Annotated in this window: 20 protein-coding genes and 1 tRNA gene; 3 read left to right on the top strand and 18 right to left on the bottom strand. The window is 41.7% G+C overall.

Annotation, left to right across the window (positions count from 1 at the left end):
- Positions 1-207: 207 nt before the first annotated feature.
- Genes truA through AC6FXG_RS04160 form a run of 5 tightly spaced genes read right to left on the bottom strand, consistent with a single transcriptional unit; the run spans position 208 to position 5263 of the window.
- Positions 208-960, bottom strand: coding sequence for a tRNA pseudouridine(38-40) synthase TruA (truA, locus tag AC6FXG_RS04180; RefSeq protein ID WP_500571685.1), 753 nt, complete (start codon positions 958-960; stop codon positions 208-210).
- The gene (locus AC6FXG_RS04175) at positions 960-1763 is read right to left on the bottom strand and encodes an energy-coupling factor transporter transmembrane component T family protein (protein WP_500571684.1); all 804 of its coding nucleotides are present in this window, start codon (positions 1761-1763) and stop codon (positions 960-962) included. Before AC6FXG_RS04175 ends, truA begins: the two co-directional genes overlap by 1 nt.
- Entirely contained in the window at positions 1763-3511 is a 1749-nt protein-coding gene (locus AC6FXG_RS04170) for an energy-coupling factor transporter ATPase (RefSeq protein WP_500571683.1), read from the bottom strand. The genes AC6FXG_RS04175 and AC6FXG_RS04170 overlap by 1 nt, the downstream gene beginning before the upstream one ends.
- Entirely contained in the window at positions 3499-4149 is a 651-nt protein-coding gene (locus AC6FXG_RS04165) for a glutamate racemase (RefSeq protein WP_500571682.1), read from the bottom strand. The genes AC6FXG_RS04170 and AC6FXG_RS04165 overlap by 13 nt, the downstream gene beginning before the upstream one ends.
- Positions 4130-5263 carry an alginate O-acetyltransferase AlgX-related protein gene (locus AC6FXG_RS04160; RefSeq protein WP_500571681.1) on the bottom strand — a complete coding sequence of 378 codons (1134 nt, stop codon included), beginning with the start codon at positions 5261-5263 and terminating at the stop codon, positions 4130-4132. The genes AC6FXG_RS04165 and AC6FXG_RS04160 overlap by 20 nt, the downstream gene beginning before the upstream one ends.
- A gap of 192 nt (positions 5264-5455) precedes the next feature.
- On the opposite strand from AC6FXG_RS04160, the gene AC6FXG_RS04155 reads away from it, so the two are divergent.
- The 3 genes from AC6FXG_RS04155 to AC6FXG_RS04145 all read left to right on the top strand — a co-directional run bounded on the left by AC6FXG_RS04155 (position 5456) and on the right by AC6FXG_RS04145 (position 8784).
- Complete coding sequence (locus AC6FXG_RS04155; protein WP_500571680.1) at positions 5456-6295, top strand: DNA-3-methyladenine glycosylase family protein; 840 nt, start codon at positions 5456-5458, stop codon at positions 6293-6295.
- Positions 6292-6819 carry a GNAT family N-acetyltransferase gene (locus AC6FXG_RS04150; RefSeq protein WP_500571679.1) on the top strand — a complete coding sequence of 176 codons (528 nt, stop codon included), beginning with the start codon at positions 6292-6294 and terminating at the stop codon, positions 6817-6819. The genes AC6FXG_RS04155 and AC6FXG_RS04150 overlap by 4 nt, the downstream gene beginning before the upstream one ends.
- A 303-nt stretch (positions 6820-7122) precedes the next feature.
- A complete protein-coding gene (locus tag AC6FXG_RS04145; RefSeq protein WP_500571678.1) occupies positions 7123-8784 on the top strand; it encodes a B12-binding domain-containing radical SAM protein in 1662 nt (553 codons plus the stop codon).
- A 247-nt stretch (positions 8785-9031) separates the two neighbouring features.
- Here AC6FXG_RS04145 and AC6FXG_RS04140 read toward each other — a convergent pair whose 3' ends face one another.
- The 13 genes from AC6FXG_RS04140 to AC6FXG_RS04080 form a co-directional block, all read right to left on the bottom strand.
- The gene (locus AC6FXG_RS04140; RefSeq protein WP_500571677.1) at positions 9032-9691 is read right to left on the bottom strand and encodes a DNA alkylation repair protein; all 660 of its coding nucleotides are present in this window, start codon (positions 9689-9691) and stop codon (positions 9032-9034) included.
- 13 nt (positions 9692-9704) lie between these two features.
- Positions 9705-11048: a replicative DNA helicase gene (gene dnaB / locus AC6FXG_RS04135; RefSeq protein ID WP_500571676.1), complete on the bottom strand. Its 1344-nt coding sequence runs from the start codon at positions 11046-11048 to the stop codon at positions 9705-9707.
- On the bottom strand, positions 11048-11491 hold the full coding sequence (gene rplI, locus AC6FXG_RS04130; protein WP_075574090.1) for a 50S ribosomal protein L9: 444 nt from the start codon (positions 11489-11491) through the stop codon (positions 11048-11050). The genes dnaB and rplI overlap by 1 nt, the downstream gene beginning before the upstream one ends.
- On the bottom strand, positions 11472-13481 hold the full coding sequence (locus AC6FXG_RS04125) for a DHH family phosphoesterase (RefSeq protein WP_500571675.1): 2010 nt from the start codon (positions 13479-13481) through the stop codon (positions 11472-11474). Before AC6FXG_RS04125 ends, rplI begins: the two co-directional genes overlap by 20 nt.
- An 89-nt stretch (positions 13482-13570) precedes the next feature.
- Positions 13571-14518, bottom strand: coding sequence for a ribonuclease E/G (locus tag AC6FXG_RS04120; RefSeq protein ID WP_500571674.1), 948 nt, complete (start codon positions 14516-14518; stop codon positions 13571-13573).
- Positions 14518-17829 carry a penicillin-binding transpeptidase domain-containing protein gene (locus AC6FXG_RS04115; RefSeq protein ID WP_500571673.1) on the bottom strand — a complete coding sequence of 1104 codons (3312 nt, stop codon included), beginning with the start codon at positions 17827-17829 and terminating at the stop codon, positions 14518-14520. The genes AC6FXG_RS04120 and AC6FXG_RS04115 overlap by 1 nt, the downstream gene beginning before the upstream one ends.
- A gap of 5 nt (positions 17830-17834) precedes the next feature.
- Positions 17835-18305 carry a rod shape-determining protein MreD gene (gene mreD / locus AC6FXG_RS04110; RefSeq protein ID WP_500571672.1) on the bottom strand — a complete coding sequence of 157 codons (471 nt, stop codon included), beginning with the start codon at positions 18303-18305 and terminating at the stop codon, positions 17835-17837.
- Complete coding sequence (gene mreC, locus AC6FXG_RS04105; RefSeq protein ID WP_075574094.1) at positions 18305-19132, bottom strand: rod shape-determining protein MreC; 828 nt, start codon at positions 19130-19132, stop codon at positions 18305-18307. The genes mreD and mreC overlap by 1 nt, the downstream gene beginning before the upstream one ends.
- Positions 19133-19960, bottom strand: coding sequence for a JAB domain-containing protein (locus AC6FXG_RS04100; protein WP_169922805.1), 828 nt, complete (start codon positions 19958-19960; stop codon positions 19133-19135).
- Between the two features lie 8 nt (positions 19961-19968).
- Positions 19969-20472, bottom strand: a complete 504-nt coding sequence (locus tag AC6FXG_RS04095; protein ID WP_500571671.1) for a Gx transporter family protein — start codon at positions 20470-20472, stop codon at positions 19969-19971.
- Positions 20469-20837, bottom strand: a complete 369-nt coding sequence (locus AC6FXG_RS04090) for a NusG domain II-containing protein (RefSeq protein WP_500571670.1) — start codon at positions 20835-20837, stop codon at positions 20469-20471. The genes AC6FXG_RS04095 and AC6FXG_RS04090 overlap by 4 nt, the downstream gene beginning before the upstream one ends.
- A gap of 486 nt (positions 20838-21323) precedes the next feature.
- A tRNA-Leu gene (locus AC6FXG_RS04085) sits at positions 21324-21400 on the bottom strand.
- A gap of 721 nt (positions 21401-22121) precedes the next feature.
- On the bottom strand, positions 22122-22499 hold the full coding sequence (locus AC6FXG_RS04080; RefSeq protein ID WP_075574098.1) for a RidA family protein: 378 nt from the start codon (positions 22497-22499) through the stop codon (positions 22122-22124).

Raw genomic sequence — 22499 nt, 5'->3', positions numbered from 1 at the left:
GAACACTCTTTATTAAAAAATTTTCAAATTAAAATTATTTTATTTTCTCTCTACCTTTTTATATCTATAAATTCCTTCACCCATAACATGGCACTGAATTTAGGAGGATAAATCGATGAGATTCGAAGTGAAACAAAATTTTTAGGACGCAGGTGTACTCAAGTGTACTCCGAGGACTAAAAATTTTTTTCACGAGAATGTCGCGATTTAGACCCTAAATTCAAGATTGTTGTACAATATTGAGATCATCGTGAGCCCCTTCGCCGGCATCGTCACCCCCGCCTTCTGCCTATCCGGCCTTTGAAAAAGCCCCATTAAACCTTCCAAACTCAGCCTGCCTTCGTTGATTTTTAAAATTGTCCCGACCATTATGCGGATCATATTTTTTAAAAAGGCCTCTCCGTAGATATCGAAGATTAAAAAATTTCCTTCTACATTTACGTCGACCTTGTTGACTCTACGGACGGAGGTTGGCATTTGAGCATAAGGTCCTTCAAAGGCCTTGAAGTCGTGCTCGCCTTCCATTATTTCGCCAGCTGCCCTCATGAGTTCTAAATTGATTTTGCGGTCATATAGAGCCGCATTTCGTCCTTCAGTTGCTGGCAAAACTTGGCCCAGATAAATCCTGTATTGATAGTGCTTCTCCAAGGCGTCAAAGCGGGCGGAAAAATCGTCTGCAACTTGGGCGGAGGCCATTATCCTGATATCATCTGGCAAAATATTATTGAGTGGATAAAGAAACTTGTCACCAGGTATACTTGATTGTGTATCAAAGTCTGCCACCTGGCCCTTGGCATGGACGCCTGCATCTGTTCGTCCAGCCGCACGTAAATTAATTTCTTCGCCTGTTATTTCCTTCAGGGCATTTTCAATTATCTCTTGAATGCCTATGCCATTTTTTTGCCTCTGCCAGCCGTTATAATTTGTCCCGTCGTAATCGATAAGAAGCGCAACTCTCATCAGTAGAGCCCCGTGTAATTGAGGGCAATCATGCCTGCAAAGTATAAAATTACAATTGTGTAAGCCAGGTAATCCCTCTTGTGGTATTTAAGAGGATTTAATTTTGTCCTGTCATTTCCGCCCCTATAAAGCCTTGCTTCCATTGCGTTGGCAAGCTCGTCTGCCCGTCTAAAGGAAGAAATAAAGAGCGGAATCAAAATTGGCACTAGAGCCTTGGCTCTTTTAACAATGGATCCCTCTTCGAAATTTGCCCCGCGGGCCTTTTGGGCCTTGATAATTTTTTGAGTTTCTTCCATAAGTGTTGGAATAAATCTGAGGGCAATGGTCATCATCATGGAAATTTCATGGGCCGGAACCTTGATAACTTCAAGTGGCTTCATGATTTTTTCCAAGCCATCCGTCAAGCGGATTGGCGATGTGGTGAGAGTCATTACCCCTGATCCCATAACCATTAGTATAAGTCTAAGGGCCATAAAGATTGCGTATCTGAGACCCTCCTTGCTGGCGGTTAGGCCAAATATTGTAAAGAGGGTTTCCCCTTCTATCATAAATATATTTAAGGCCAGTGTCAAAACGATAATAAAGATTAAAGACTTGATCCCCTTAAATAACATTGAGAAAGGTATGTTTGCAATTTTCATTACCACATACAAATACACAAGAGCCATGGCGTAAGCCGAAAAGGTTTTTACAAAAAACAAAACCATAATATACATAAAGGAGAGGGTGATTTTGGTCCTGGGGTCCAACCTGTGAATTACGCTGTCGCCAGGAAAATATTGACCGATAGTTAAATCTTTCATTATAGTATCTCCTTCAAATATGCTGCGGCCTCTTCAGGCACAAGTACTTGTCCCATCCCGTAGCCTGCCCGGCAAAGAGCGTTTCTATAAGTCACAACGCTTGGTAGGTCCAGGCCGATTTGGACCAAGTCTTCTTCATTTGCAAAGACTCGTTCAGGTATTGTGTAATATTTTAATTTTCCGTGGTCAAGAACCAGGATTTTATCTGCAATTTCAGCTATATCATCCATGGAGTGGGTTACATAAATTACAGTTAGGCCTTCCCTGTCTGCAATTTCTTTTATCTCGTCAATAATTTCATCCCTGCCCATTGGGTCCAGACCTGCTGTTGGCTCGTCAAGAATCAAATACGACGGCTTCATTGCAAGGACACCTGCAATTGCAACCCGGCGTTTTTGTCCACCCGATAAGTCAAATGGGCTCCTGTCCTTGACCCATTCGTAGTCTAGGCCAACGGCTTCAAGGGATTCCTTGACACGTTTTTCAATTTCTCCCTCTTCTAGGCCCAAGTTCTTCGGACCAAAAGCTACATCTTTAAAACAAGTTTCTTCAAAGAGTTGGTGCTCAGGATATTGGAATACCATGCCCACCTTTTGGCGGAGCTTGATTAAATCCATTTCCTTGGAAATCTTTTCCCCTTCCACAAAAATCTCTCCCTCAGTTGGAAACATGAGAGCGTTTAAGTGTTGTATAAAAGTGGACTTGCCCGATCCCGTGTGGCCAATTACGCCCACGAAATCGCCTTTCTTTATAGACATGTTAATGCCGTCCAAGGCCTTAAATTCAAAGGGCGTGCCTGGACTATAAACATGGGATAAATTTTTTATTACTATTGCATCGTCATTATCAACAGGCTCAACTGCTTGGACATTTTCTTCATCAGGTGCTTGGCTCTTTGGAATATTTAAGGCTTGTAATTTTGCAATGGTGCAATCTGTATAGTCGTGGAGCTCCAAACTGTCGCAGCCCAAGGCCTTGTCGGCCAATAGATATTCCATCTCTGGAGCAAAAGGCGCATCTAGTCCATAAGACCTGACTTTTTTGGGGTCTTTAAAAATTTCCTTTGGCGTGCCCACTTCTGCAATCTTGCCGTCTTCAAAAACAACAATCCTATCAGCATAAATTGCCTCTTCCATAAAGTGGGTGATTAAAAGAATCGTTTTATTTTCTTCCCTGTTGAGCTTTAAAATCGTATCCAAAACATCCTTGCGACCGCCCGGGTCGAGCATGGCCGTTGGCTCGTCAAAGATAATTATGTCCGGCATCAAAGCGAGGATCCCCGCTATGGCAACCCTTTGCTTTTGCCCGCCCGACAAAAGAGTTGGACTGTGGTCTTTAAACTTGGTCATGCCAACTATATCCAGGGCCATGTCCACGCGCTTTCTGATTTCTTCTGATGGGAGGCCAAGGTTTTCTGGACCAAAAGCCACGTCTTCTTCTACAATTGTCGTTACGATTTGGTTGTCAGGATTTTGAAAGACCATGCCGCACTCTCTTCTGATTTCCCAAATCTTATCTTCATCAGTCGTGGACATGCCTTCAACCCTAATCTCCCCTTCTTGGGGTGTGAGCTGGGCGTTAATAAGCTTTGCCAGAGTCGATTTGCCCGATCCATTTGCGCCCAAGATACAAACGAATTCGCCTTCTTTGACATCAAGGCTGACCCCGTCAATAGCTTTTACATTCTCACCAGAAATATTTGACTTGTAAGAAAAACTTACGTCTTTAATTTCTATTACATTCTCCATTTTTCTTCTTCCTCCAAAAGGTCTACTAGGCGTAGGACTTGCTTGGCTTGATACTTACCCGGATACAAGAGTTCCAAGTGGGGGTAAATATCCCTGATTATATAATCAATTAGCTCATAGTGTGTACACCCTAAGACCACGCGTTCGATGCCGCGCTTAACCATTGGTTGCAAGAGTCTTTTGACTTCATTTCTGATGGCGAGTTCGTTCTCACTAATGCCATCTTCAATGAGCTTGGCCAAGGTCTTTGAGCTGCGGCTCGGAATCTTAAGCGCACGCAAGTAAAGTTTGGACTTGTGCGTGTACTCGGTTGAAATAATTGCTAAATTTCTTAAATTTTGCCTCTTCAGTTCGTGGATGGTGGGCGTAATAATATCCACCGTCCTCCGATTTAACCTGCCCCCTTCAATTAAAGCAGCGGACATAGTGTTGCAGGCTGGCACGAGTATGTCATACTCGCCCTCATGTTTGTCTATTATATTTTTAGTTAGTCTCAAAATTTCTTCTCTGGACTTGGCGCCGTAGGGCATATTTTCTATGTCGCAATCGTAGATTATATCCAGGTCCTTGTTCCAAGACTTCAGATACCTCTCCACGACCTTGCCGCCGCTGCCAGAATCAATTATCAAAATCTTCATCGGAGTAAAAAATATACCCCCTTTCAAGTCTAAAGCTGGTCTCATCTGCTATTAAAACCAGCAAATCTGTATCGTAAAAACACTGGGGCCTTTTTTCATCAGCTGCTCGTAGGTCCGGCCTAAAGTCATAGGACCTCATGCGTTTTACCCGCGGCCATATAAAGGCCTCCACAATATTTGTATAGGAGTCGCCGTAAATAATTAGGTCGGCCCCGTCCTTTACATCCGTCTCAATGCATGTGTACTTGTTGTCCCCATACATATAGGATGGATAGTCGATCTTTTCTTTAAAATTGTTTATATCCTCGTGGCCATCGCCCGATCTTTTATAAGCTGTAAAATAAATCGGCTCAAAAATATCGTCTGTCCCCGTTAGATATGCAGCCCGTTTGGACCTGGACCCTTTGAACTCGTGAACATCCACATCAATTCGCGCATCCTTTAAGGCCTTGCCCTTTTCTTTTAAATGCTGGTCTATAATTTGGATCAGCTTGTCCGAACCGGCCTTTGACATGTGGTGGTCGGTCTTGTAATAATCTTCATAGGCCAAAACTTTTCTTAAGTCCACATAGGACAGACTGTGTCTATCAAATTCCCTAAACATTATCTCAGCTGCAGCCTTATCAATAGGCTCTGGATCCAAAATATAAGACGGATACTGATAAAAGGCCGAAATTTTTGGCACGGGAATTATCAGTAGATCGCCGCCATTTGCTCTCACCTTATCTCTGATTTCCGCCAATTTTTCTGCAGAATTTATTATATTTTTTTCTGAATCGCCAGAGCTTATGGAATAAGCAGGTGCCCCTTCCACATCAAAAATATTAGGCGATTTTACCTGAACATTGTTTACAAAAGGCCGCCTATAAATATATTTGTCAAAAAAAGCTCCAGCAAAAACCATATAATCACGCAAATAATAATCCTTGAGCATGGTTTCAAAATTATCTGCATTAAAAGTCTTAAAATAATCCAGATTATAGGCCTCTGGCTTTCTGATTCTCATCCTGTTGTCAAATTTCAAGTATCCCCAATCTGTAAAGTGTATAATGATACTTGCAGAGAAAATTATAAGAATAAATAATAAAATATAAAATCTCTTAAATCGCTTCATAATCCCTCCCACAATTAATTTCCATTATACCACAAAGAGCCTTATAAAAACACCCCAAATCCACAAGTCCATGGAAGAATTTTAATTTTTAATTGCACAAGGCCGCCAGCTTTGATATAATTAAAGGAGTTAAGTTTTCACTTTTGATTTTAAAAAACAAGTGGACATAGATTTTTTTAAGGAGCGACCAAGATGAAGGACTTAAAAACTTATAAATATAAATTGCCCGACCACTTTAATCTCTACGACATTATGGAAAGTGGCCAGGTCTTTATGTATTACCCTCACAAAAAGGGTTTTATAATTCAGACTTTAAACAAGCGGGCCTATCTGGAAGAGGACGAGGATACGCTTATAATAAAATCCGACCACGATCCGGCTATTTTTTTACATTACCTGGACTACGACTACGATTATCAGAGGGACTTTCAGCTCTTGGAAGACATGGGCTTTCCCAGTGACGTATTGGAATACTCAGACGGCATTAGACTTTTAAACCAAGACTTGGAAGAGATTGTTTTTTCTTTTATTATAAGTCAAAACAACAATATCAAGCGGATCAAAAAAATTATTAATTCCCTAAGAGAATCCGTTGGAGACAAGCTCATGGACAGCTTTGGCGAATATTATTCCTTTCCCCGGGCCGACCAAATAAATAAATTATCGGTCGAAGACCTGCGGGAAATGGGGGCCGGCTACAGAGACAAGTATATCAAAAATACAGCAGATTTTTTGACCAATAACCCAGACTTTTTAGCCCAAACTCTTAAGCTCGACACCAGGTCTGCCCACGCAGAACTCCTGACCCTATCTGGCGTTGGCCCAAAGGTTGCTGACTGCATTCTGCTCTTTGGTATGGGCAAACGTGACGTCTTTCCCCTAGATACCTGGATGGAAAAAGTTTTCCTGGAACGCTTTTACCAGGAAAAAAACAGGGTCAAGATGGCAAACGCGGGGACAAAGGCCTACGGCAATTTGGCAGGTCTGGCCCAGCAGCTATATTTTTATCATATAAGGACGGCCGGCAAATGAAAATCGAAACCAATAATTTGATTTTACGGCCCATATCTTATTTTGATGCTAGGGACATGTTTGAGTACGCATCTGATCCCAGGCTCGCCCTCTATGGGTCTTGGACTCCTCACACCAGAATCGAGGAGACATTACGCGTTATCCAAAATATGATAGAAAAATCCGAGGACAGGCCCCTCTTTGCCATAGTCCACAAGTCCGACAAGAAGATGATCGGGACCATTCATGCAAAGATTGATAAAACAGAGGACGGAGCCGGCAAACGCTGTGAGGTCGGCTATATTATTTCGCCTGCCTATCAAAATCGGGGCTACGCTAGCGAAAGCCTCACGGCCTTTATATCATATCTCTTCGATGAGTGTGAAATTCACCGGGTCGAAGGCAGGCACCTGGCGGAAAATATTGCCAGCGGCCGGGTAATGGACAAGGCCGGCATGGAAGTGGAGGGCGTCCTCAAGGACTTTTATTTTAAAAATGATAAGTATCATGATGTCGTCATCCACGCTATTTTAAATGATAAATAAAGGCTAAGAAGATTTTTTATTTCATTTTTTAAGGCCGATCAACTTTAATTAAAAATTGAATTTTATTTTACATTTCTCAAGCCCTCACGATTATAATTGTAAATTGCATTTTATTTTTCATATTGAAAGTCCGCAGGATTTTAATTTTAAAGAGCATTTTATTTTTCTTATTTAGAGGCCGCTTATTTTTAATTTTAAATTGCGTTTTACTTTTCATTTTTTACGGCCGCCTACTTTTAATTTCAAATTACGTTTATTTTTCTTGTTTAAAGACATTTTAAAAACATATATCAAGGTGATTACATGAAAGTACTTTTAGTTGGAGTCAATTCAAAATACATCCACACCGCCCTGGCTGTCGATTATATCTACGGCATGTGCGGGAATTTTGATGTGGAAAAACTAGAATTTAATATAAATCAAAATCTAAATTTCGTCTACGGGGAAATTTTAAAGAGAGAGGCCCAGGTGATTTTATTTTCCACCTACATATGGAATATCGATTACATTTCCAAACTCACTTCCGATTTATCTCAGGTGACCGATGCCATCATCGGCTGGGGCGGGATCGAATCCAATTTTGAAATCGAAACTCATTTTAAAGAAAATCCTGGCCTGGATATAATAATCAGAGACGAAGGTGAGCTCACTGTGCCCGATTTACTAGAAGTTTTGGAAAATAAAAGAGATTTAAAAAATGTTTTAGGAATTTCTTATAGGGAAGGCGAAAATATTTTCCACAATCCGCCCAAACCTCTTATAAAAGATTTAGACATTATCCCAAGTCCCTTTGTAGATATCAAGTGCCCACCTGGCAAAATAATCTACTACGAGATGAGCCGGGGCTGTCCATTTAAGTGCACTTTTTGCATGTCATCGACCATCAAGGGGGTCAGATATTTTTCGACCGAGCGAATCAAGTCGGACCTTCTTTACATCATGGATTCGGGCGCCAAAATCGTCAAGCTGGTCGACAGGACCTTTAACGCCAACGAGCGCGAAAGCATTGAAATGATGACCTTTATCAGGGACAATGTCAAGACCGACATGGTCTTTCACATGGAGCTTATGGCCCACCTAATTTCCGATAACTTTTTGGAATTTTTATCCACCCTGCCCAAGGGTCTCTTTCAATTTGAAGTCGGCGTTCAATCGTCCAATCCAAAAACCCTGGAGGCCATTGAAAGGCGGGCCGATTTAGACAGGTTAAAATACGTAGTCCAAAAAATTCGTTCTTTCAATAACATCCACCAGCACGTGGACCAAATCGCAGGCCTACCCTACGAAGACTACAAGTCCTTCAAAGAGTCTTTCAATTATATTTACTCGCTTGGTGCTGAAAAATTTCAGCTAGGCTTTTTAAAAGTCCTCCGCGGTTCAAAAATAAAGGCCCAGGCGGCCGAACACGGGATAAAATTTACGACCTATGCCCCTTACGAGGTCTTGGAAACCAAATATATTTCCGCCCTTGAGCTTAAGAGGATCAAGGTTATCGAAGACCTGGTCGAAAAATTTTCAAATGAAGATTACTTCGCCCACACCCTTGAATATGTAATTAAAGACTACAAGCCCTTTGATTTCTTTGAGGCCATGAGCATCTTTTGGGAAGACCACGGCTACACGGAGATCGGCCACTCCCGCGACTCTCTTTATGAGTATTTTTACGAATTTTTATCAGGCAGACCTGACATAGAATTTATCAAAGAGCTATTGAGGCTGGATTTTATTTCCAACAACCGCAAAAATCCACCTGCCTTTTTAAATCCCCAGCCACTTGCCTTGCCAGTCTATCACGAGCTTTTGGACAAGGCCGAGGTCCGCCAGCTCTTTGACCTTGATATGACCAGCCCAACCAAGTACCTGGTCAAGGACTTCCGCTTCGAATACTTTGATTTTAATAATAAAAAAGTTTTGTTCGGAGTCAAATACAAGCCAGAAATTATGGTCAAGGAAATCCAAATTTAATTTATTCATTAAAAAAAGCCTCCAGGGGCTTTTTTGTTTTGTGAGAATGTAAAAATTATTAAGTAACACAAGTTATTTCTTTTTCGAACGGAAATTATCAAATTAATATTTCCCCTCCATACATAACATGGCACTAAATTTAGGAGGATAAATCGATGAGATTCGAAGTGAAACAAATTTTTTAGGACGCAGGTGTACTAGAGCGTACATCGAGGACTAAAAAATTTTTTCACGAGAATATCGCAATTTAGACCCTAAATTCTAACAGTTGTTCTTTTATTTGAGAAGGGATTCTATAACTTTCTCTCGCCTTCTGTATGGCTTTGTTCTGCGTCCACCCGTCTAAAACTTTATTTTCTAAAGCCTCATAGGCCGGGTCAAAATTTTTCACCAAAAGTTCAGCCATATACCAAGCCCGAGCCATATTTACATAATAAAAATCGGATTTTATCTGGACTATTTGATCCAAATCGGATGGCAAAAAATTTTCCCCCTGCAAATTCATAAGTAAAATTACGCCCATCCGCACTTGGTATTCGCCTCCTTCACTAATAAGTTCTCTGGCAGTTTCTCTTGCTATAGTTGGATTCTTCTTAAAAGCTTTGGGTTTTATAACATCTGTCTGGGCCCAATTTTCTAGATATGGACCAAAGGCCAAGAGTTTTTCCCTAGCCAAATCCCCGTCCTTGATTTCATTTATAAGTAGGCCGTGGATCATATTTTCTTCATGATAAAAATGGGGCAGATTTTCTAAAAAACCTAGCCCCTCATTTTTATAAATTTCTTTTGCAAGCTTTCTTAAGACCGGCATCCTAATTCCCAAAATCTTTTCACGATCTATATTTGGAATTAATTTTGCCGTAAAGTCCCCGTAGCTCTGATCCTTGTATAAATTTAAATCAACCATAATAAATTCTAAATTATTGATACAAATCAGCTGGTGCTTCCACCTTTGACATTGGTAAAAATTTGGTATTTTCGCCCTTGTAGACGAGTTTAACTGTACCCGTTGGTCCGTTTCTGTGCTTGGCAATTATAACTTCGCCAATGCCCCGGTCCTCTGAATCGGGATTGTAGTATTCGTCGCGATACAAGAACAAAACGACGTCTGCGTCTTGTTCGATAGCCCCTGATTCACGAAGGTCGGAAAGAATCGGCCTATGGTTAGTCCTTTGCTCTGGAGCCCGTGACAATTGCGAGAGGGCAATGACTGGCACGTCGAGTTCCTTGGCCATGGCCTTGAGGCCACGAGAAATTTTCGAAATTTCCAAGGTCCTGTTTTCAGTTTGACCGCCTGCTTCCATAAGTTGCAAGTAGTCGATTACAACCAAGTCTAGGCCTTGCTCTAGCTGAAGGCGTCTGAGTTTGGCCCGCATATCTTGAACGCTGGTTCCACTCATGTCATCAATGTATAAATTATTTTGAGAAAAATCGACTAGGGTCTTGGAAATTCGTTTCCAATCATCGGTCTTCAAATCCCCTTGGATAAGATTTGTCAAAGAAATATTGGTAAGCTGCGAATAAATTCTGAGGGCCAATTGGGTCTTGGACATTTCCAGAGAAAAAATGGCAACCGTCTTTTTATTTTGCGCAGCATTTACCGCAAAGTTCACGCCAAGTGCAGTCTTACCCATAGAAGGTCTAGCCGCAAGCAAAATGAGATCGCTCTTTTGAAAGCCAGATAGCATATCGTCAATGTCTTTGAAGCCTGTGGAAAGTCCTGACAAGGCTCCCTTTAGCTTGGCCCTATCCATAAGGTCCTTGCTGGATTCTTGTAATATGCCGCCTATGTGTTTGAGGTCGTCATCACCTGATTTCAAACCCAAATCCAAAATCATATCCTCGACCGCACCAATGGTATCCACGGCTTGGCCCTTGGCTTCAATAGCTTGAACTTTTATTTCATCTGCAATGCCAGCCAGCCGCCTAAAGAGGTATTTTTCGTGGACAATTTCCGCCAAGTCCTTTTGCCTGGCCCCAGTTACGTATGAAGAACCAACTTCAGCAATGTATTGGGGGCCGCCAGCCATATCCAAAGCGTCCATGGCCTTGAGCTCTTCAGCAATGCTAACCCTGTTTATGGACTTGCCCCGACTGGCCAAAGACATAATGGCCTTGTACATGAGCTTGTTTCTTTTGTGGTAAAATTCCTCTTCGCTCTTGATAATTTCCAGAGCCACATCCACGGTCTCGGCGTCATTTATCATATTTGCAATTACATTAATCTCCGCATCCAAAGATTCCGGCAGAGTAAAATCTTGCATTAGATTACAACCTCCAATTTTACATTGGCATTTGTTGCCCCGTATAATTTAACTGTAACTTCGTAGTCGCCTGTCTCTTTGATTGGCGATTTTAAATCGATTTTCTTTCTATCTATGTCAAGGCCAAGCTCTTCCTTAATGGCGTCGGCAATTTCTGGACTGTTTACAGAACCAAATAATTTGCCTGAGCTCCCGCCCTTCCATTTGATAATTATTTTTTTCTTTTCCAAAGCCTTCTTCATTTCTTGGGCCTCGGCCTTATTTTCAGCGTCAAGCCTCTTTAGTTCGGCTTGTTCAGCTTCCCATTCTTTCATATTTTCAGGAGTTGCCTCGATGGCTAAGTTTTGTGGGAAGAGGGCGTTTCTTGCATAACCTGGTTTAACTTCCTTGATCTCACCCTTCTTGCCAATTTTTTTAACATCTTCAATTAGTATTACTTTCATCTTTTTCCTCCTTTATATAATCGTCAATTGCCTTTTTAATTTTTTCTTTAACTTCGTCAATGGTCCCCTCAACCCTTGCACCTGCTTGGGCTATGTGGCCACCACCACCCAGAGCCTCCATGATAAGTTGGACAGAAACCTGTCCCATGGACCTGGCACTTATGTGAACCATGTTATCAATCTTTGCCATTACAAAGCTGGCCTTGACTCCCTCGATTTTTAAGAGGTCGTCGCTGGCTTGGGCTGCGGTTAAAATCGCCTCGTTGCCTTCGTTTTTGGTCATGGAAATTGCAAAGTAATTCTTGTAAATTTCCGCAGATTCAACTGCCTTGGCCTTGTTGACGAAGGTTTTAAAGTCGTCTCTAAACAATAGTTTGACTTCTTCAGGGTCTGCGCCCATACGAGTTAAGAGGCCTGCAGCTTCAAAAGTCCTAAGGCCTGTTTGAGTTGTAAAGTTCTTGGTATCCAGCATAATCCCCGCCATAAGAGCCGAAGATTCAAAATGAGATAGCTTTTTGTCATCTATCATGTATTGGAGAATTTCTGCAACCAATTCACTGGCAGATGAAGCGTGTGGCTCCAAGTAAACAAGGGCTGGATTGTCTATAAATTCGTCCGACCTTCTGTGGTGGTCGATAATTACAATATTGTCTGCCTTTTCGCTCAGCTCTTTGCTAGGCGATAAGGATGGCTTGTGGTGGTCGGTTAAAATCAAGAGATCGCCCTTTTTAAATGACCGCAGGGCCTCGTCAGGACTTATAATAGAATCGTACATGGCCTCTGATTCTGCCTTCATAAGATCCATTATAGAGGTGACGGCTTCTGTGTCATCATCCAAAATTAATCTGGCGTTTTTCCCTCTGAGTTGAACTATAGCCATGATGCCCACAGCTGATCCAATGGCGTCCATGTCAGGATTTTTGTGGCCAGAAACATAAATATTTTCCGCTTGGTCGATAAGTTCCTTGAGGGCGTAGCCGATCACGCGGGCCTTGACCTTGGTGTGCTTTTGCACGGCCTTGGTCTTGCCGCCAAAGTATTCGTAGCCGTTTTCGCCCACGCATACAGCCTGGTCACCGCCACGGCCCAGGGCGATATCGATGGCAGATCTGGCCTTGACGAATTTCTCGTTAGGATTTTCGCCCAGGTCGCAAACGCCAATTGAAAGCGTAAGCGGAATTGTGTTTTCAAATTCCAACTCACGGATGGTATCTAAGATATTAAATTTCTTGGCCTTGATCTTGTTAAAGGAATCCCTGTCTGCAATGACCAAGTACTTGTCGTTATCATATTTTCTTACAATCGCATTGTGGGAGGTAAAGTAGTCGACGATAGTCGTGTCCACAGTTGAAGAAATCTTTGTCCTCAGGGCCTCGTCTCCACCAGTTTTAGCCTCGTCAAGATTGTCCACAAAGACAACCATAACTGCAAGGGCGTCTTGGTTATAAGCTTTTTCAAGCTCACGGTTCTTGGTCACATCTAACATGTAAACGATGTACCTGTCGACCTTGCCGTGGTCCAAAACCTTGTCGCTCCTCACCAAATAATACTTGTCCTTGTAAGATATATTAAAAGATTTTTGTTCCTTTTCGAGTTCGCTAAGGTTGATAGCCGGAATTAGCTCGTTTAATTTTGCATTCCTGTCAATTTCCCCAACAATTTCACTAAAAGGCGAGTTTTGCCAGGTGATGACCCCCGACTTGTCGGTCATGACAAGTGGGTAAGGCATGCGAAATATAGCGTGCATAGTCACGGATTCAAACTCTTCAGTCTCCTTGGACTTTTCAGATTCCAAGGCCTTTATTTTTGTATCGTGTTCTCTGATGTCATAAGTAATTAAAAATGCAAGCGTGACAATCAAAAGACCTGCAAGTATTGGTTCCAAGAAAACCAAGATTACAGTCACGACTATTGCCAGTAAAATATATTGATATGAAAAACGAAAATATTTGTTTACTCCAAATTTCGTTAACTCCCAAAAGTTCTTCATAATTCCTCCTATATATAGCTTTATTATACAATAGAGGCTCTTTTATTTCAAGCAAAAAGCCCGCCATAAATTAGCGGGCCCCTGTGAATTTATATTCCCATTATTTTATTTATTATATCCTGGTCAATGTATTTTCGGCCTGTCTTTCTTCGAGTAATCTCCATTAGTTCAAGCTTGGTTATGTCGTGAAAATAATAGCCCTGAGTTTTTAAAATATTTTTTGCTTTTTTTACAAAGTCTCCATAGTCCTTGAGCTTCAAGATATCGATCAAAATCATGCCTTCGATATTTCTTAAAGTCAAAATCCTAATGGCCTCAATCAAAAGTTTTTCATTTAAATCCAAGTGGTTGAGGTCGCGATTGTAGGACTTGGAGTAGTCGTCTGTGTTAAAGTCCACAAAGGTAAAGTGGTCCTTACTGTCTATGATTAAGCTACCTTCTTCACACTCTATAATTCTTCCCGTAAGCTCAGGCGTATTAGCCATAGCCCTTAGCATGGCCGCGTGATCGCCCAAGTCCTCCTGGTACTTTTCAATATATTTTTCGCTTTCGCTCGCTTCCCTGTAGACGATTTTTGGTATCGGGAGTCGTGATTGTTCTTTTAAAATTCCCTCCCATGTCGACTTGAGCTCTCTGGCCAAATCTGGGTCATCAGCTTTTGATTTTACAGGGAAGCCTGTGATTTTTTCCATGGGATTATTATAAAATTCTTTTCCAAGTGGAAAGCCGATTGCACCTTTTATTTTTATTTTAATGTTCCTATCCAGCTTGTAGCCCTTTTCGCCCGATGGTTTTTTGCGGACATTGAAAAAATAATCCTCGCCCGCCTTTAGGTCGGCCGCATTGTAAAAACCGTCCTCGCCGTCTAATTGTATAAAGGAAAAATTGCGGTTGGCATCCACGCTTTTTACCCTGGCGTGGACTATGGATCCAACTTGAATTTCCTTATTATTCTCTACAAAAATACGACGAACTTTGTCGTCGTATATAATTGTGTAGATTATTTTTTCTTTGTCATCTTCGATTTTAAAATACATTATTCCACCAACCTGTTTTCAAATGGCATGGAGTCTTTGACTTCTTCCCTGTTCATACCAAGGTATTCTGCCATCAAATCTCTGGCCATAGGTCCTGCATTTGAACCAGTGCCCCCTTGGAATAGGATGGATGCGACTACGACTTCAGGGTCGTCAGCCGGTGCATAGGATACAAACCAAGCGAAATCATCGTACTCGAGTCCTGTCGTCGGATTTGTCCCCTCGCGCTCGGCGGTCCCTGTTTTTGATCCCGTGCTTACAGGAAAATTTTGGAAGAGCCTTCTCGATGTACCAGACCTACTTACAAGTTCCATGCCGTGCATGAGTTCCTTGTAGCCCGCAGGATTTTTAATATCTATTTTTTCGCCTTCCCTGGTCGGCCTGTAAACATCTTTGAGACCGTCATCGGTCTTGACCGAATTCAAAAGGGTGGCCTTGTTTTTGATGCCGCCGTTTACCAAAGTCGAAACATACTTGGCCATCTGCATGGTCGTAAGCGAACTTGCCCCCTGACCAATGGTTACGTTGATGGTATCTGCCAGTGACCATTCGGCCTGGTTGATGTAATCGTATTTGATCCTATCAGCCAGAGGAATCTTTTGGCCAGGCACAGTTTTTTCTGAAATATAACCCATCTGATCAAGCCTATTTACAATTTCGCCCTTGGTTAGGCTCCTGCCCTCTTCGGCCCAGTTGGCAATATTTTTAATATCTTCTTCTATTTCGTCTGCGGTTTTTTCATCTTCAAGGAAGTCTTCTATATTTTCTTCCAAAAACTTCCTCAGATAAAATTTAATTGTTCGGACTTTTTTCTCAGGTTCTATAACCTCACCCACAGCCTCGCGGGGAATATTTATTTCAATACCCGTCGGCTCATTTAAACCGAAAGTCTTGCCAGCTTCTCTAATGTCGTCAATGTCAATCCTGGCTGACAAAGGCTTATTGTTTAACCTTTGGTTGACGCCCAAGGCTAATGAATAAAAATAATAGTTGCAGGAGTGCTCGATGGCGTGAGCCAGGTCCACATCTCCGTGGCTAGCGTGCGACAAAGTCCAGGCCAAGCAGTTAAACTTGGTGTCACCAATTTCTACATAACCGCCGTCGTAAATTCTTTCAAAAGGGTCTAGGCCATTTTGCAGGCCTGCAAAACCAGTTATCATTTTAAATACAGAACCCGGTTGAACAGCTGTCCCCGTTGCAATATTTAAAAGTGGACGAGCGGCCAGAGGATCGTTTTCATCCTTAGGGTGAAGAGCCTTCCAATCCGTTTCTGAAATTCCAGTTGAAAACAAATTGGGATCGTAAGCAGGATATGAGGCACTTGCCACCACCTCGCCGGTCTTTGCATTCATAACTACAACAGCACCTGCGTTGGCGTGGATAAAGGGCCTGGTCTTATCAAGGGTCCCGTCCATTTGATAGTCACCCCACTTGCTCTGCCAGACGCCTTGGGTCCGCGTGAGCTCCAAGGTCCTCTTCAAATAATCCTCGGCCATTTTTTGCAACTTGCTATCAATGGTCAAGTAAAGGGTGTTGCCCGGCTTGGCCCCAGTCACATTTAAAACGTCAATGGTGTTTCCAATATAGTCGACCTCGACCATTTTTTCCCCATTGGTCCCGTGCAAATAATTTTCAAAATATTCTTCAACCCCAGTTTTTCCTATAAACTCATTCTTGTCGTAGCCGCCTTCATTAACGTACTTTTCAATCTCGGCCTTGGAAGAAATCTTGCCCATGTAACCAAGTATATGGGCCAGGGTAGTCCCCTGCGGATAATATCTAATAGGCTCGACACTTATAAGGACGCCTACATCTTCGTCAATGTTTTCTTCAATCTTGGCAACGGTCTGATCTTTTATACCGTAAGACAAGTTGATGGGCTTATAAGCGCTTTCGCCTTGGAGATAAGTCAGCTCGTAAATATTTAAAATAGCCTTGGCCTCGTAATTGGAAATCTCCTCTGGAATCTTGTAGGAGTCCTTGGCCCTTTCAAACAAGTCTTCAACTGATGGAAGACCGTCTTTCATTTCAGATTTTTTGAAAAATCTGCCGTATAAATTTTCGGTGTCAATCTCCGATGTGAATTTAATTTCATTGGCCACAGAAATCCTTGGGTTTATGCCTTGGCTCAAAAGTTCAGCCTGCACGACATTTCTAATATCCTCTTCCAATAAAAAGCTGTCCAGGTCAGCAGGAGTTAGAGACCCGATCAAGGTCTTTAGGGGATCGCCCTTGACATCATTAATAAAGCGATAAAAGACTGATTTTTTATCCTGGCTAATGTAAATATCTATATTTTCATTTTTCCCCTGGCTCCTAGATTTTTTCAAAAGCATTTCACCTGGAATTAGATCGCCGTCCTTGTAGGTCTTTTTGAGTATACCTTCCAGGGCAAAGTTCCTGGCCAAGTATAGATAAACTTCCTCAGCAGTGGAATTTATATCCAAACCATCGTAAGCGTTCACAAATTTTACCCGATTTTCGTAGCCTTCAATTTCGCTCTTTATGGCAATTGACAGCATGCGAATATCGCCCAGCTGTTTGTGGTCACTTGCTATTTGAAATAAAATAGCCCTAGCAATCGGATGGTTCATAATTTTTCTCATAATATTTGTATCGGATTTAATAATATTAATCATCAAATCATCAGGGCTTAAATTTTCGTCAAAACCCTTTTCCATCAAAAAGTTTTTAAGCCTGAGCTCATTTGCGACAAAGTTTCCGTCTTCAATTGTAACAGGCAGGTCAACATACTTGGCCTTAACGGCATTTAGGGCCCTGTCTTTAACGGAAAATTTGTAGTGGCCCGGATATTTTTTCAGGTCCATCTTGCCATTTATAAATTCCCTTAAGATATCTTCATTTTCAAAGAGGGAAATCATATATTCAGTTGGACTCATGTCAGTCGTCAGATACTTGTCTGGATTCTTGTAGATGTAGACATTTAAATCCATAGGAAATTCGCCTTGGTAAAAGGCCCCGTCCTCTTCCAAATACCTGATCAGCTTCAAGAGATTTTCATTGCGCTTTTCCTTGTCCCTTTCATTTAAGAGTCTGTCCTTTTGAATTTGAACAGTAAAGGCCGGGATATTGCCTGCCAAAAGTCGGCCGTGGACGTCCCTGATCTCCCCTCTGGGAGCAGTTGTGTAGACCTTCCTAATCCGTCTTTGGTCGGCGACTTCCCTCATCTCATCGCCCTTAATTATGGTCAGATAAAACATCCTGGCAAGGAGCAGGGCAAATAAACCCAGAACTACAATAAGTACTAGGTCCAACCTATTTTTTACGTTTGCCTTGTTTTTAGACTTCAAAAAAATCACCTTCTGACAAGATATAGCTTGATAAATCTACTTGCAAAAATAGAATATATCATCATGATTGGAATCTCCAAAGAGAAGATTGAGTTTAAGAGGACTTGAAATTCCAAACCCTCGCCAACAGCATTTATAATTAAAAAATACAAAAATTGGTAAAGTGTCCCTGCAAGTAAGGTCAGAGTTAAAACTACAAAGACCGACCTGCTTGTAAAGGTCTCTGCAAAGCCGGACAAAAAATACGCTAGGGCAAAGAAAAGTAAGGTCCTTGCACCAAAGCCCTTGATAAAATAAAAATCCAAGACCAGACCAGCCACCAGGGCAAATATGCAGGCCTCTTTTCTCTCGCACATAATGGCTATGGCGATTATGAGGGGCAAAAATAATTCCGGAATTGCAATCGTCGGGAAAAGGCCCGGCAAAAATCCAATTTGCAGTATAAGTGTAAGGGCAAAAATTAATACAAAATACATTAGTTCACCACAAAAACCTTGGTAATATTGCGGGTGTCAACAGCCGGTTTGATGTAAATATTTTTCTTTAAATTGCTTTCGTCAGTTTCGACCCGGTCGACCACGCCAACCATAACGCCTTCCTTGTAAACCTCGCCCATGCCCGAAGTGAGTATGGTGTCTCCCACAATTATATCTGAATTCCGGTCGTACATGTAGCCCTCAAGGAGGCCGTTTTTCATGCCCGTAATAATGCCGCCATCGCCTGACCGCATATTCTTTATGGCAACCTTATTTTTTTCGCTATTAATAGTCGTAACATTTGCATAGTCGTAGCCGATTTCAGAAATTTTGCCAACCAAACCCTCGATTGCATCGCCCTCTTCACCAGCGGCAACTACAATCGTGTCGTTTAATTTCAAACCTTGATGAGACCCCTTGTTTATTTTAAAAAGGTCAAACCAATTGCCAGGCGCCCTTGCCACAATTTTTACGGGGACCAGGTCGCGATTTGTAGTCTCCAAGAGTTCGTATTCACGTTTGATGGCCTCGCTCTTTACAATAGTCGAGTAGAGCTTGCGGTTTTCCTCTTCCAAAACGGCAATCTTGATGCGGAGCTTGTCAACTTCTTCGGTATCTTGGGTCTTAAAAAGTTTTTTGGCACCGCCATTTATCTTTAGGCCAGCGTCCCTAAAAAAATTGCTGACAGGACTGATGGCCTTACCCATCAAATTTAAAACTTTGGAATTGGACTTAACCAGCTTGGGACCAGCAATAGTAATCCCAATAAGGGCCAAAAATATCAGCCAAATTATTAATTTTTTATAATTTCTATTTGAAAAATTCACTTACATATCACCATTTTCTTTAAAAGAATAATAAGAATTGTGGCCCACCACAAAGTGGTCGAGCACATTAATGCCTAAGATCTTGCCGGCATCCGCCATCCGCCTAGTCAAATTGATGTCGTCCATGGACGGGCGGACATCGCCTGAGGGATGGTTGTGGGCCAAAATAATCGAGCTAGCCCCCAGGTCAATAGCCTTCCTAAAAACCTCGCGCGGCATAGCTATAGTCTGATTTACAGTTCCCTTGGAAATTTCATCTTCGCCAATATATTTGTAGACCTTTTCTTCCTTAAAAAATTCTCCAAATGCCTCCTCGGATGAGAGTTTAAAAAGCTCTTGGTCCTTCCTAATCAAAGAATCAATCTCTTCGTTCTTGTTATTTAAAAGCAAGACAAAAAAGTGCTCTTCATTGTAGTGGGAAAGCTTACTTACCAGATATGAGCCGACTCTTTTGGTCGTGACAAAACGCTCAATGTCCACCTTGATTTCCTCTTGGTAGACGCGTTTGGATAATTCAAAGCTAGCCATTAGAGTCGCCAATTTTGCAGGGCCAATCCCCCTGATCTTGGCCAGGTCCTTTTGACTCATGGAGACGACCTTTCTAAGAGACCGCCCATTCATCTCATAGAGCATATTTGCCAGGTCAAAAACAGAATGCTTTTGAGAGCCCGTACCAATTAAAATCGCCAGAAGCTCTTCATCACGCAGGTCTTGGACCCCGTTTTCCAAAAGTTTCTCCCTGGGCAGGAGGGAATCGTCCTTTGTAATTTCTATATCTAAATTTTCGGCATCCTCTTTTAATATATCAGAAAAATCAGTAAATTTCATTTTAAACCTCATACAAAAAACCTATCCAAAACATTTTTTCTCTCCAGCTCATTTATAATGAAGCCAATCAAAGTCCCCATTAGAGTCCCCACCAAAGTTATATAAGGCAGGTAATAAAAATACACGAATGAAGATAGGACCAGATAGCTGGTAAAGACCTGGACTAAATTATTTATAAAAGCCCCAATCACACTTACACCCACGTAAGAAATCCTTGGAAGCATTTTCATAGCAAGGCTCATAAGTAAAATTGCAGCCAGACCCGATGGGAAAGAATAAATAAATGAAGTCGGTGAACCCGAAAAAATTGCGACTAAAACCGATTTTAAAGCCGCCACCAGCATGGCCTTGGACACAGGCATGTGGATAAGTGCGACCAGCAAGACCACGTTTGATAGGCCCAATCTCATACCTGGTATGGGCACGATGGGCGTTATAATAATTTCTACAAAGGAAACCATGGCAGCTAAAATCGCCAAAGTTCCAATCAAAGTAATATCTTTAACCCTCATTTTACAATCACATCCGGATAATTTTCATCGACCTCGCCCTCAATAGTCACCAGCAAGTGGTTGGGTAGGCAAATAATACTCTCGCCAACCCTATTTATCTTACCCTGCTTAACGTCAAGCTTGTTTGGGCAAGAAGCGGAGAGGACTTGGACATAGTCGGGCCCAATCTCCAAAAGATTGTAGCCATAAGCCGTCTCAATTTTTTTCTCAATTGTCTCATTCGAAAAAGACTTAGTATATAAAACCTGGCCATCCACCTTTACCACAACCTTGGAACCCTGTTTCTTTGGCATGAAAAAAATCCCAAGGCCAGATAAAATTAAAAAACCAATAATAATAAATAAATCAAATCTTGTAAGCTTCATAATTCACCTAGTTTAATTTTACCATATTTTGCCAAATAAATATAGACCAAGGCCGGTGAAATCTTAAAATCTATAAGGACAAAAAAATAAAGATTAATCAAAACCTTTAAAAAATAATTTGCGAGGAAATTTTTAAAAAATAAAGAGCATTACGCCCTTTAAGAGATAATTTGCGACGGAAAATTGCTGAATTTTTGTAGGTTTGGCTGAAGGAACTAAAAAATATGGCCGGAATAAACCGGCCTCTACCAACGCTTCGCGTTATTTTTTAGTTTTTCATAAGAATATCACGAAATTAACCGCAAATTCATGATAAAAAAATAAAGAGTGCGACCGACACCCTTTTAGAAATAATTTGCGAGGAAAAATTGATGAATTTTTGTAGCTTGAGACTTTTTGACGAATGAGGCGTACTCAAGTGTACGTCGGAATGAGCAAAAAGTCGAACACTGCAAAAATTCGCAATTTTAACCGCAAATTGAATTGTGGTACGGGTGAAGAGACTCGAACTCCCAAAAACACGGACCTGAACCGTGCGCGTATGCCAATTCCGCCACACCCGCTTATAAAATATTTTGTTTTGCTTATTTGTCGTATACTCGGCCGTAAGATTCACCGATCACCATCACGCATTCGCGTTCGTTTCTCGGGAATCTCTGACATGAGACCTGCTAGCCAATCGTCTTCACGCTTCGCGTTCGCCTCTTGGGCTAGGGCTTCAAACCGTGCGCGTATGCCAATTCCGCCACACCCGCATAATAAATATTGAATTGTTTCTGATAATTAAAAACATTTCACGCATTCAAGATGCGATCAATGTTTTTCGGGCCACATTCTCCTCAGATTGTTGCAACCAATCAAACAAAATTTTTGTCCGAAATAAATCGGACGCTACAGAAATTTTGTTTTCTTGGGCAACAAGTTGCGTGAGTCCTGCACACCAATCAACTTCGCCTATTCGAAATTTCTTGGCGACCATAAAGGATCGCCTCTACAGGAAATTTCGAGGCTCGTTTCTTGGGCAGGGCTGCAAGTCGCCCCTACAAATGTGCTGAACAATACCCGTATGATAAATGTATTCATTCGGAACATCGCTCTGCGGTGTAGCGGTCGCGGTTAATCCCGACCATTTCGGGCCCGATACCGGATTCACTCCGGTTGAGGGTTCGAAGGAATACTATCCTTTATTTAACATTCTTATTATATAAAACTCGCCTCAAATTGTCAACACGCCCTTACATTTCAAATCACAAAAAATGCATGGATTTCTCCATGCACTCATCTTTATCCTAGATATGCGATTGCTTCGATTTCGATTCTGGCATCCTTTGGTAGTCTAGCAACTTCTACGCATGATCTGGCTGGTTTGTGGTCGCCAAAGAATTCTGCGTATTCTTCGTTAACTGCTGCGAAGTCGTTCATATCTTTTACAAAGATGTTGACTTTCATAATATTTTTTATGTCTCCGCCTGCTGTTTTAACGATTTCCAAAACGTTGGTTAGAGATGTGCGGGTTGCTTTTTTAATGCAATCTGAAACGAGTTCTCCACTTGCTGGATCGATTGGGAGTTGTCCGCTGGTAAATACAAATTTTTCTGCGGCCATGCCTTGTACATATGGGCCAACTGCGCCCGGTGCCTTATCGGTGTTCAATACTTTCAT

The sequence above is a fragment of the Ezakiella massiliensis genome (genome assembly GCF_059862345.1).
The sequence above is the reverse complement of the archived record's forward strand: the minus strand, read 5'-3'. Positions and strand labels throughout refer to the sequence as shown.

Coding starts and splice junctions, on each gene's coding strand:
- truA (WP_500571685.1), bottom strand. CDS start 960: ATGAGAGTTGCGCTTCTTATCGATTACGACGGGACAAATTATAACGGC.
- AC6FXG_RS04175 (WP_500571684.1), bottom strand. CDS start 1,763: ATGAAAGATTTAACTATCGGTCAATATTTTCCTGGCGACAGCGTAATT.
- AC6FXG_RS04170 (WP_500571683.1), bottom strand. CDS start 3,511: ATGGAGAATGTAATAGAAATTAAAGACGTAAGTTTTTCTTACAAGTCA.
- AC6FXG_RS04165 (WP_500571682.1), bottom strand. CDS start 4,149: ATGAAGATTTTGATAATTGATTCTGGCAGCGGCGGCAAGGTCGTGGAG.
- AC6FXG_RS04160 (WP_500571681.1), bottom strand. CDS start 5,263: ATGAAGCGATTTAAGAGATTTTATATTTTATTATTTATTCTTATAATT.
- AC6FXG_RS04155 (WP_500571680.1), top strand. CDS start 5,456: ATGAAGGACTTAAAAACTTATAAATATAAATTGCCCGACCACTTTAAT.
- AC6FXG_RS04150 (WP_500571679.1), top strand. CDS start 6,292: ATGAAAATCGAAACCAATAATTTGATTTTACGGCCCATATCTTATTTT.
- AC6FXG_RS04145 (WP_500571678.1), top strand. CDS start 7,123: ATGAAAGTACTTTTAGTTGGAGTCAATTCAAAATACATCCACACCGCC.
- AC6FXG_RS04140 (WP_500571677.1), bottom strand. CDS start 9,691: ATGGTTGATTTAAATTTATACAAGGATCAGAGCTACGGGGACTTTACG.
- dnaB (WP_500571676.1), bottom strand. CDS start 11,048: ATGCAAGATTTTACTCTGCCGGAATCTTTGGATGCGGAGATTAATGTA.
- rplI (WP_075574090.1), bottom strand. CDS start 11,491: ATGAAAGTAATACTAATTGAAGATGTTAAAAAAATTGGCAAGAAGGGT.
- AC6FXG_RS04125 (WP_500571675.1), bottom strand. CDS start 13,481: ATGAAGAACTTTTGGGAGTTAACGAAATTTGGAGTAAACAAATATTTT.
- AC6FXG_RS04120 (WP_500571674.1), bottom strand. CDS start 14,518: ATGTATTTTAAAATCGAAGATGACAAAGAAAAAATAATCTACACAATT.
- mreD (WP_500571672.1), bottom strand. CDS start 18,305: ATGTATTTTGTATTAATTTTTGCCCTTACACTTATACTGCAAATTGGA.
- AC6FXG_RS04100 (WP_169922805.1), bottom strand. CDS start 19,960: ATGAAATTTACTGATTTTTCTGATATATTAAAAGAGGATGCCGAAAAT.
- AC6FXG_RS04095 (WP_500571671.1), bottom strand. CDS start 20,472: ATGAGGGTTAAAGATATTACTTTGATTGGAACTTTGGCGATTTTAGCT.
- AC6FXG_RS04090 (WP_500571670.1), bottom strand. CDS start 20,837: ATGAAGCTTACAAGATTTGATTTATTTATTATTATTGGTTTTTTAATT.
- AC6FXG_RS04080 (WP_075574098.1), bottom strand. CDS start 22,499: ATGAAAGTATTGAACACCGATAAGGCACCGGGCGCAGTTGGCCCATAT.